The 10,474-nt window shown below is 72.0% G+C and carries 8 protein-coding genes; 6 read left to right on the top strand and 2 right to left on the bottom strand.

Annotated features, from left to right (window positions below; genetic code table 11):
- Positions 1 to 274 precede the first annotated feature (274 nt).
- The 6 genes from QOZ89_RS09470 (at position 275) to QOZ89_RS09445 (ending at position 7,110) form a co-directional block, all read left to right on the top strand.
- Entirely contained in the window at positions 275 to 1,141 is an 867-nt protein-coding gene (locus tag QOZ89_RS09470; protein WP_312623561.1) for an NUDIX hydrolase, read from the top strand.
- A gap of 540 nt (positions 1,142 to 1,681) precedes the next feature.
- A complete protein-coding gene (locus QOZ89_RS09465; protein ID WP_312623560.1) occupies positions 1,682 to 2,569 on the top strand; it encodes a hypothetical protein in 888 nt (295 codons plus the stop codon).
- A 90-nt stretch (positions 2,570 to 2,659) separates the two neighbouring features.
- Positions 2,660 to 3,622 (top strand): hypothetical protein, encoded by a 963-nt coding sequence (locus tag QOZ89_RS09460; RefSeq protein WP_071048647.1) that lies wholly within the window; start codon positions 2,660 to 2,662, stop codon positions 3,620 to 3,622.
- 46 nt (positions 3,623 to 3,668) lie between these two features.
- Entirely contained in the window at positions 3,669 to 5,084 is a 1,416-nt protein-coding gene (locus QOZ89_RS09455) for an adenylosuccinate synthetase (RefSeq protein WP_312623559.1), read from the top strand.
- 91 nt (positions 5,085 to 5,175) lie between these two features.
- Complete coding sequence (locus QOZ89_RS09450; RefSeq protein ID WP_312623558.1) at positions 5,176 to 5,397, top strand: hypothetical protein; 222 nt, start codon at positions 5,176 to 5,178, stop codon at positions 5,395 to 5,397.
- 9 nt (positions 5,398 to 5,406) lie between these two features.
- Positions 5,407 to 7,110 (top strand): DHA2 family efflux MFS transporter permease subunit, encoded by a 1,704-nt coding sequence (locus QOZ89_RS09445; protein ID WP_083418566.1) that lies wholly within the window; start codon positions 5,407 to 5,409, stop codon positions 7,108 to 7,110.
- A 65-nt stretch (positions 7,111 to 7,175) separates the two neighbouring features.
- On the opposite strand, the gene QOZ89_RS47235 is transcribed toward QOZ89_RS09445, so the two are convergent.
- The gene (locus QOZ89_RS47235) at positions 7,176 to 8,291 is read right to left on the bottom strand and encodes a glycosyltransferase (protein WP_397428710.1); all 1,116 of its coding nucleotides are present in this window, start codon (positions 8,289 to 8,291) and stop codon (positions 7,176 to 7,178) included.
- 1,410 nt (positions 8,292 to 9,701) lie between these two features.
- Positions 9,702 to 10,247: a Rieske (2Fe-2S) protein gene (locus tag QOZ89_RS09435; RefSeq protein ID WP_071048650.1), complete on the bottom strand. Its 546-nt coding sequence runs from the start codon at positions 10,245 to 10,247 to the stop codon at positions 9,702 to 9,704.
- Positions 10,248 to 10,474: the final 227 nt, after the last annotated feature.

Below are 10,474 nucleotides of genomic sequence, written 5' to 3'. Positions count from 1 at the left end.
CCTGCTCTGCCCCCTGCTCTGCCCCCTGCTCTGCCCCCTGCTCTGCCCCCTGCTCTGCCCCCTGCTCTGCCCCCTGCTCTGCCCCCTGCTCTGCCCCCTGCTCTGCCGTCTGCACCGACTCCCTGGACGTGTCGGGTCCAGGACAAAACCCCTTGGCGGGTGGGGATCTGTGAGCTATGTTCTTCTCAACTTCAGAAATTCTCGACTTGAGAACTACTCGACCTGAGAGTTACTCGACTTGAGTAGAACTCCTCGTTCGATCTTTGGGAGAACCATGGCGGGCACTGGGCCGGAGCGGCAGGCGGTCGTCCTCGGCACGGACGACGACGCGGCGGAGGCGGCGTTCCTGTCCGCCTACGACCCGCGACGTTACGAGCCGATCGCCGTCACGGTCGACGTCGTCGCGCTGACCATCCGAGTCGTCGAGTCGGTGCCAACCCTGCACGTGCTGCTGGTCCGGCGCGGCCAGCGGCCGTTCGTGGGACGTTGGGCCCTGCCGGGTGGGTTCGTCCGCCCGGCGACCGGGCCGGACGGCGCGCGGCGTGACGAGGACCTGCCGGAGGCCGCGGTCCGCGAGCTCGCCGAGGAGACCGGGCTCGCGGCGTCCACCGATCGGCGGGCGGTCGACCGCCGCCTCGCCAGGGTGTACCTGGAACAGCTCGGCACCTACGGAACACCCGGCCGGGATCCCAGGATGCGGGTCATCTCGGTCGCGTACCTCGCTTTTGCCCCCGACCTACCGGATCCGACCGCCGGTGGCGACGCCGAGACGGCTGCCTGGGTTCCGGTCGTGGGCGTCGATCGCGACCACATGGCATTCGACCACGCGCGGATCCTCGACGACGCGCTCGAACGGGCCGGCTCCAAGCTCGAGTACACGCCGCTGGCCACCGCGTTCGTCGCGACCGAGTTCACCATCACCGAGCTGCGAGAGGTCTACGAGGCGGTGTGGGGGCAGCCGCTGCACGCGCCCAACTTCCATCGCAAGGTGCTCTCCGCTCCTGGGTTCGTCGAGGACACCGGCGCCACCACCGCGCGTGGCGGCGCCCGCGGCGGCCGGCGCGCCCGGCTCTACCGCTCCGGCACGGCCCGGCTGCTGCACCCCGCGCTGCTGCGTCCCGGGCAGGAGGAACCACGATGACCCACACCGACTCGACCACTTTCCCGGCGACGGGAGCGGACCGCGGCGGCGCTGGCGGGGACGGCCCGCGGCAGCCCGCCTCGTTCGACGAGGTGATCGACCTGGTGCTGCGGCAGGGCCTCGGTGAGCGCGCGCTGTTCGGCCCCGCCGAGCCGGCCGCTGGCCGTTCGCCGGAGGCGGCGCTGCGTGCGGCCCGCCGCGCCTACCGGGCAATGGCCCGGCTGACGCATCCGGACGTCGCTCCCGCGGCCCGGCGCGTCGACGCGGCCAGGGCCTTCGCCCGGCTCACCGAGCTGTGGGAGGCCTACCAGCTGGCCGCGGGCGCCGCGCCGGGCATCCGGCGGCGCGACCGGGCCGGCACGGTCGTCTTCGGCCGCGGCCGCGCGACAACGGCGAAGCCCCGGGGGCCGCGCGCCCGCCCCCCGGGCCCCGCCGCGCGCGCCCGCGGCGAGGGGCGACTCGGCCGACGCGGGCGGTGCCCGGTTCGCGTACACCGTCGGCGAGCGGTACGCGGACGGCGACATCGCCACCCTGTACCGGGTGGCCCGGACCGCCCCGGTCGGCGGCGGGCTCGGTGGGCCCGCCGACGGCGACGACCCGCCATACGTCGTGAAGATCGCCCGCTCGGCGGCCGACGACGACCTGGTCGCCCGCGAGGCGGCGGCGCTGCGGCGGGTCGCCCGGCTGGGCGACCCGAAGTTCGCTCCCTACGTGCCGCGGCTGGTCGACAACGGCAGGTTCGCCGATCCGGTGGAGGGTGGCGCGGGCCGCCGGGCGAACGTGCTGGGCCGGCTCGACGGTTTCGTGACGCTGGCCCAGGTGCGCGCCGCCTACCCGGGCGGGGTGGACCCACGCGATGCCGTCTGGATGTGGCGCCGGCTGCTCGTCGCGATCGGTTACGCGCACCGGGCCGGGGTCGCGCACGGGGCGGTGCTGCCCGACCACGTCCTGATCCACCCTGAGCAGCACGGCCTGGTCCTCGTCGACTGGTGCTACAGCGCGATCCCGGACCCGGCCGAGGGCGCGGTCGTCGGCCCGCACCGCGGCACCGGTCCCGTCGGTGCCCGGGGGACCCGGAGGCCGGGTCGTGGCGACGACGACCCGAGCCGGCGGATCCCGGCGCTGGTGGCGGCGTACGCCGACTGGTACCCGCCGGAGGTGGCGCGCCGCGAGCCGCCGGGCGCGGCCACCGACCTCGCCCTCGCCACCCGCTGCGTGTCCTACCTCCTGGGCAGCCCGGACCCGGCCCGGCTCGGCGCCGGCGTGCCCGCGCCGATCCGCCGGTTCCTCGGCGGCTGCCTGCTGCCGGCCCCGTCCATGCGGCCGGACGACGCGTGGCAGCTGCTCGGCGAGCTCGACGACCTGCTTGGCCGGCTGTACGGCCCCCGCCGGTTCCGCCCGTTCACGATGCCGCGCCCCACGCGCTGACCGCGCGCCCGCGGCCCCGCCGGCCCCCACGGGCCCGGGATCGGCCCCATCAACATCACCATCCCTTTCTCTACCTTCTGGAGGATCATCATGGGTAGCGGTAGCTGGTCGACCAACGTCTACGACGCGGCCGCGAGCTTCCGGCGCAGCAGTGGCAAGAGCGCCTTCGACTACAGCGACCGGATGCGCCACGCCGGCCGGGCGATGAAGGTCCACGCGGACCTCGACCCGCGCGGTGTGGGGATGCGGGAGAGCCGCGACTCGGACGAGCACCCGACCTCGGTCGCCATCTCGGTGCTGTTCGACGTCACCGGTTCGATGGGCTCGGTGCCGCGCGAGCTGCAGAGCAAGCTGCCGGCGCTGTTCGGCCTGCTGCTGCGCAAGGGCTACGTCGAGCACCCGCAGATCATGTTCGGCGCCATCGGTGACGCCACCTGCGACCGGGTGCCGCTGCAGGTCGGCCAGTTCGAGTCGGACAACCGGATGGACGCGCACCTCGGCAACATCATCCTGGAGGGTGGCGGCGGCGGCCAGGTCAAGGAGTCGTACGAGCTCGCCATGTACTTCATGGCGCGTCACACCGCGATCGACTGCCTCGAGAAGCGCGGCCGGAAGGGCTACCTGTTCATCATCGGCGACGAGAACCCGTACAAGGCGGTCGACGCCGGCCAGGTCCGCGACGTGATCGGCGACCGGCTGGGCGAGCGCATCCCCACCACGGAGATCCTCGCCGAGCTCCAGCGGATGTACCACGTCTTCTTCATCATCCCGGCCGGCGCCGCGCACGCGGGGGAGAGCGCGGTGCTCGACACCTGGCGGGCGCTGCTCGGCGAGCGGGTGATCGAGCTGGACGACCTGGGCCTGGCCTGCGAGACGATCGCGCTCACGATCGGCATCCTCGAGGACTCGATCGACCTCGACGAGGGCCTCGACGACCTGCGGGACCTCGGCGCGGACGCCGCCGTCGCCCCGATCGGCAAGGCCCTGGCCCGTATCCGCCCCGCCGGCGCCCGGCCCCCGGCCAACCCCGACGGTGGCATCGCCCGCCTCTGACAAGTTTTCGCCGATTCAGGGTCGATGCAGGAAGGAAGGAGCCGAGATGCGGCCCGACTTTACGATCGTTGTCGATCTCGGCTTCGGCGACGCCGGCAAGGGGACGGTCGTCGACCACCTCTGCCGGGTCGCCGCGGCGGCCGGCCGGCCCGTCGGGGCCGTGGTCCGGTTCAACGGCGGCGCGCAGGCGGCGCACAACGTCGTCACCGACGACGGCCGTCATCACACCTTCGCGCAGTTCGGCGCGGGCACGCTCGCCGGCGTGCCGACCCACCTGTCGCGATACATGCTCGTCGACCCGTTGGCGCTGGCGGCGGAGGCGGAGCATCTCGCGGCGATCGGCGTACCCAGCCCGTTCGCGGCGCTCACCGTTCATGGGGACGCGCTGCTCACCACGCCGTACCATGCGGCCGCGAACCGGGCCAGGGAGCTTGCCCGCGGCTCCGGGCGGCACGGGTCGTGCGGGATGGGGATCGGGGAGACGGCCGCCTACGCCCTCGCCTACCCCGACGACGCGCCGCGGGTGCGCGACTGCGTGCACCCTGCCCGGCTGCGCCGGCTGCTCGGCGAGCTGCGGGCGCTGCTGGAGTCGGAGCTCGGGCCGCTGCCGGCGCCGCCGGTCGAGGACTGCGTCGAGGTGTTCGGCGAGTTCGCGCGGACGGTGCGGCTCGTCGACGACCGGCACGTAGCCGAGTTGCTGCGTGCCGACCCGGTCGTCTTCGAGGGGGCGCAGGGCGTGTTGCTCGACGAGTGGCACGGCTTTCACCCGTTCACGACCTGGTCGACGACGACGTTCGCGAACGCGGAGAAGCTGCTGCGTGACGCCGGGGTGGACGATGGCGACGTCACGCGCCTCGGGGTGCTGCGGACCTTCACCACCCGGCACGGCGCCGGCCCGCTGGTGAGCGAGGACGCGGCACTGACCGCGGCGCTGCCGGACCGGTACAACGGCGTGGGCCGCTGGCAGGGGGCGCTCCGGGCCGGGCACTTCGACGCGGTCGCCCACCGGTACGCCGTCGAGGTCGCCGGCGGGGTCGACGCGGTCGCGCTCACCCACGTCGACGCCCCCGCCCGCCACCCGCTGCGGGTGTGCGGGGCCTACGACGTCGCGGACACGACACCCGGGAGTGGCCGCTTCTCCGACTGTGCCGATATCGGGGCAATGCCGATCCATCAGCCTGACGACATGGACCTTGTTGACAGCTCGGCGGGCGCGGACACCCGGGACGCGGCGGGCATGTCGTGCCCGGGCGCGGCGGCGCGGCGGATCGACCGGCTGATCCCGGGGCCGGCCGGCGACCTGGACCGGTCGGCCGCGCTCACCCGCCAGCTGTTGCGGGCCCGGCCGGTCCTCGACGAGACGTCGCCGGGACCGGACGAGTGGCCGGATCTCGTCGCCGAGGTGTGCAACGCACCGGTGTCCGTCCGTTCCTATGGACCGCGCAGCGGCGACAAGCACTAATCCACAACCCGCCACAGCGGTTGGCGCCAGTCAGATGCCAGCCGCGGCGGCAGCGCCTGAAAACGAATGCAGGAACCCGGAGGTACCGGCCGTGACGGACTTCTATCTGGTGACACTCATGCTGGCGCTGCTGCTGGCGCTGGGCACTCTCTTCCTCCTGGTTCTGCTGCGAGTGCTGGAAGAACGCCGCGATGTGGCCGACACCCGCATCAGCTGGACGGTCCGCGCCCTCCGGGGCCAGGAAGACGACCAGGAGGCACCATCGGCGACCTCATGGTCCGATCCAGGCGACCGGGCCGGTCGGCGGACGTAGGGTTCTGCTATGCCGACCGGACCACCGCCGCGGCGACCTACCCGGCACGGCGGTCCGGACCCGGCCGGCGGGCCGGTCCCAGAGGGTCCGCCGGCCGAGGCCTGGCGGGCGGGCGATCTGGTGGTGGCGTCCGCGCGCGGGCGATGGGTGCTGCTCGCGACCGTGCTCGGCTCGGGCCTGGCCTCGATCGACGCGACCGCGGTCGGGGTGGCGCTGCCATCCATCGGGCGCGACTTCGGAACGGGCCTTGCCACGCTGCAGTGGGTCGTCACCGCGTACACGCTCACCCTGGCCGGCCTGCTGCTGGTCGGTGGTTCGCTCGGTGACCGGTACGGCCGGCGACGGGTGTTCCTGCTGGGCGTCGGCTGGTTCGCGCTCGCGTCGCTGCTGTGCGGGCTCGCGCCGAACTCCTCCGTACTGGTCGGTGCGCGGGCGCTACAAGGGGTCGGCGGGGCACTGCTGACGCCGGGCAGCCTCGCGATCCTGCAGGCGTCCTTCGCCGAGGGGGACCGCTCGCGAGCGATCGGCGCCTGGTCGGGCCTCTCGGGGGTAACGACCGCTGTCGGGCCGTTCCTTGGTGGCTGGCTGGTCAGCGCCGTGTCCTGGCGGCTGATCTTCTTCATCAACCTGCCGCTGGCCGTGGCGGTGATGGTGGTCGCGGCGCGACACGTGCCGGAGTCGACCGACCCGGCAGCGCCAAGGCGGATCGACCTGCCCGGCGCGGCACTGGTGACGCTCGGCCTGGTCGGGCTGTCCTACGGGCTGATCGAAGGGCCGGGCCGAGGCTGGACGTCGCCCACTGTGATCGGGCTGCTCGTGGCCGGCGCGGCGTTGCTGGCCGGGTTCGTCGTCGTCGAGCGGCGGGAACGCGCCCCGATGCTCCCGCCGAGCCTCTTCGCCTCCCGGCAGTTCACGGCGGCGAACCTGGTGACCTTCGCGGTGTACGCGGCGCTCGGCGGCGCGTTGTTCCTGCTGCCGATCGAGCTGCAGCAGTCCGCCGGTTACTCACCGATTGAGGCGGGCACCGCGCTGCTGCCTGTAACGATCATCATGCTGGCGCTGTCGGCCCGCTCCGGCGCGCTCGCCGACCGGATCGGTCCCCGGCTGCAGATGACCGCCGGGCCGCTGCTCGCCGCCGTCGGGCTCGCTCTGCTCACGCGCGCCGGGGACGGCGGCGGTTACCTGCGCGACGTGCTGCCAGCCGTCAGCGTGCTCGGCCTGGGCCTGGCGTCGACGGTCGCGCCGTTGACGTCGACCGCGCTCGGCGCGGCGCCCGCCGAGCACGCCGGCGTCGCCTCCGCGGTGAACAACGACGTCGCCCGCACCGCCCAGCTGCTCGCCGTCGCGGTGCTGCCCGCCGCGGCGGGGCTCAGCGGTGCCGCCTACCTGGACGCGGACGCCTTCAGCCATGGCTTCCGCACCGCGATCTGGCTCGCCGCCGCCGTGTGCGCGGTCGGTGGTCTGATCGCGGCCGCCGGTGTCCGCAACCCGCGGCGCGCGGCCGTCCCTGCCCCGGTGCCGGTGCCGGTGCAGGCGGTCGGGCCGGCGGCCCGGGTGCCAGCCACCGGCACGCGGCTGGTGTCCCCGAGCCGTGCCCAGCCGCATTTTCGGCACTGCGCGCTGGACGGAACTCCCGTCGCGACGAATCCCGGGAACTGCCCGTTCAGTGCGTCGGCCGATGAGCGGGAGCTCCCCACCGGCCCGCTACATTGATCTTGTCGTGGTCTGGGGTCGCGCGCCCGGGTTAGCCGAGGTACTCCGTTAGCCGAGGTACTCCGTTAGCCGAGGTACTCCGCGACGACGCCCAGGTAGGCGTCGTTCAGTAGGGAACGCTGGCGGGACAGGAAGTGCAGGATGCGAACGCCGGCGGAGCGCGCCTCATTAACCGATGAGAACGCCTTCGGCCTGCGGTTCCAGGCGGAGTCGAGGGGGGACACCCGCGTCCCGGTGGTGGCGATCGCGCGGACGAGGGCGAGCTGATCCTCGCCGCCGAAGCGGTTCCACTCCTGGTGCCACTGGTTGAACATCTTCCCCGTGCGACCGTTCTGGTCGAAGAGCATGACGCCACTGTTGTAGTAACGGCGGTCGACCAGTCCGAGGTCGGACATCAGCTGGTACTCCGGCGCCCGCCGGGCGGGGTCGTTGACGCTGTGCGCGATCACGTCCGCGACGTACGAGTGCATGTCCGGGGCCATCGCCATGTCGTGGCCGCGCAGCATCTCCCAGATCTCCTCGATCGGCGAGATGACGATCGTGTCCGCGTCGAGGAAGAGCGTGCGCTGGAACGACCAGCGGTACAGCTGGGTCTTGTGGAAGCGGGACGCGAACCCGCCGGGAAGGCTGCCGACGACGAGCGTCTCGCATTCCAGGTCGACCAGATCGTGACTGGGTGCGTCCGTGACGACGCGTACCGGGCCGTCATAGCCGTGCAGGCGCAGCGTGCGGGCGCTGTCGGTCGCGAGCTGGGTGTAGTTCTCGCCGAGTGCCAGATAGAGCACGCCGCGGTTCACCGAGGCCTTGCCACGGCCGTTCTGGGCCGCCTTCCCGTTGCCGTTCGGATGGCCGTCGCCGTTCGGATGGCCATTGCCGTTCGGATGGCCATTGCCGTTCGGAAGCGCGAACTCGGCCGTCAGGGGCAGGGCACGGCCGTTGCCGTTCGAGCCCGTCAGCGTCTTCTCGTTCCCGTTCGCGTGGCCGTTGCGCGGGACGGTGGACGGCAGGCGGGTGGTCGGGGTGGCGCCGTGATTTCCGTTCCCATCGTTCTGGCCGTTCTGGCCGGCAGCGGAGGTGCTGTTCGTGCCGTTGGCGCCTGTCCTCTCGGTGCCGGTCAGCTGTCTGGGGACCGCGGGCGCCGGGATCGCGGGGAGCCAGCCGATCGCCCTGGCGGCGAGCATGAAGTCGATGCGGCGCCTGATGTGGTCGGGCCTGCGGTGCAGGGCGTGCGGGTCGGGCAGCTCTGTCCGGTTCATGAGCGTCTCGGGGTCGGGGCTGGCCGGCGTCAGGTAGTTGCGCAGGCCGGCGCACAGCCGCATCGCGACGCAGAGCAGCATGTCGTCCTCGGGGACCTGCTCCTCGGTGTAGTTCATCAGCCAGCGCAGCTGGGCCACATGGTGCAGGTTGCGGGTGCGGACGAAGAAGCCGCGGACCAGGATGTCGATCTCGCGCGGCCTGGGGAGCCGCGCGACGTTGCGCGCCTTGTAGACGCCGTCCGGCGGGACGATCCTGCCCATCTGGCCGATCGAGCCGAAGCCGGGCAGCGTCTCGGCGGTAGAGACGAAGTGCTCTACGCAGCGGGACCCCGGCAGCATGTCGTCGTCGATGAAGAACGTGTATTCGTGGTCGTAGGCGGCCAGCGGCACGAACCGCGAGTACGGGCCGGTGTTGTGCCCCCATCGGTAGACCCTGTCGGCGTTGTCCAGCACCGACATCGGTAGCGCGTAGTCATCTTCCAGATGGGTGTCACAAACCGTGATGGTGCACGGGGTGGACTGCGCGCGGAGCGCGTTCACGACCCGTTCAACATTGCCTGGACGTTTCCAGTTAATGACGACAGTCTCAACCTTGTTCATGCGACCCGTCAGCATCCGCCCGTGGTGAAGACAGCACGAAGCACGCGCCTGTCGGCGCGCGAAAAACTGAATTGGCCCAGACCGGACCTAGGTGCGACGCGACGGCGCGGGCACCTGTGGGCGGGGGGTTGACCGAAATGTTCGCACGTCAGCGGCGAAGTTCTCAAGGGGCTTGAAAGCGCGCGGGGAGTGTGACCTGTGTCACACATCGCGGCGAGCGTGTGAGAGGCCCCGGGAGCCGTGGCCGCGGCGCCACGGGTCGTGGTCATATATTTCGGGAGCGCCGAAAAGTGACGAACAGGTTTCGCGCACCTGAATCCCGCGATGCGTTACGCGAAAGTATCGCCGTCGGCGGTGGCTGGCCTGGCGCAGATGATGTGTGCCCGGACTACTACGGTCGGTAGCCGGGCTGGCCGCCGTCTTCCTCCGCTGGTCCTCCCGGCCGGTCCGGCCCGTGGCCCCAGCGTCGGCGGATCCGGCTTCCTGCGCGCCAGAACCCATGGATGGATCGGTGTGGCCTGGGGGTGCGGTTCTGTTCGGAGCCAGGACACCGACAACCCCACCGGATCATGGTCAGATCCATGATCGGTGGGGTTGTCAGTGCCGCCCCCGCTCAACGGCCACGGTGTTTCCTCTGGCCGAGTCACGCGAGAGCCGAACCGTTCGAGCCAGACCGGGCCGCCCTGGACGGCGCCCGATGACCGAGGCGCGGAGCGCCTCGGTCACGGGACCGCCTTAGGCCTTGAAGACGGCGTTGTCGCGGACGGTGACGGCGACGGGAGCGAGCGGGCTGGGGGCGGGGCCGGCGACGGGGGCGCCGGTGGATGCGTCGAACTTGCTGCCGTGACAGGGGCAGTTGATCGTGCCGTCGGCGACCTTGGCGACGACGCAGCCCTGGTGGGTGCAGACGGCGGAGAAGGCGTGCACGTCGGTGCCGGTGCCACGAGTGATTACGATCTTGCTGTCCTGCAGGATCAGCCCGCCGCCGGCCGGCACCTGGTCGAGGGTGGCGAGCTGGGTGCCGCCGGAGCCGGTGGTCGCGCCGCCGGCCGTGCCCGTGTCGGTGGCCGCGGCCGACGGGGTCCCCGCGGAGCTGGAGGTCGCGGAGCCGGTGGCCGGCGAGTCGGAGGCGTCGTCGGAGGAGCTGGAACAGGCGGCCACCAGGTATCCGGAGGCGCCGACGGCGACGGCGATCAGCGGGACCGTCGCTCGCCGGGTGAGACTGGCCGGCCTCACCAAGGTTTTGGTCGGTTCGGCCTGGGGTGCGGCGTCCTGCTTCATATCGACCCTTCCTAAACGGCGATACCACCCGACAGGTCAGACGGTAAACTGGCAGATGGGCTAACAGGCGGTACGCCCCGGCCGCTGCGATTAAAGAACTGGTGAGAATCGTTCCGCTCACCACCGAACGTGACCGCCCGTAGCCGCGGAACAGCCATGGGAATGTCCGGCTTAAGTCAGCCGCGTCACACCCAGTGGTGAGAGCCGCGTCACGCGGTCGCATTCTC

The sequence above is a fragment of the Pseudofrankia coriaricola genome, assembly GCF_032027725.1.
GTDB lineage: Bacteria > Actinomycetota > Actinomycetes > Frankiales > Frankiaceae > Pseudofrankia.
This window is presented reverse-complemented; position numbering and strand designations above follow the sequence as displayed.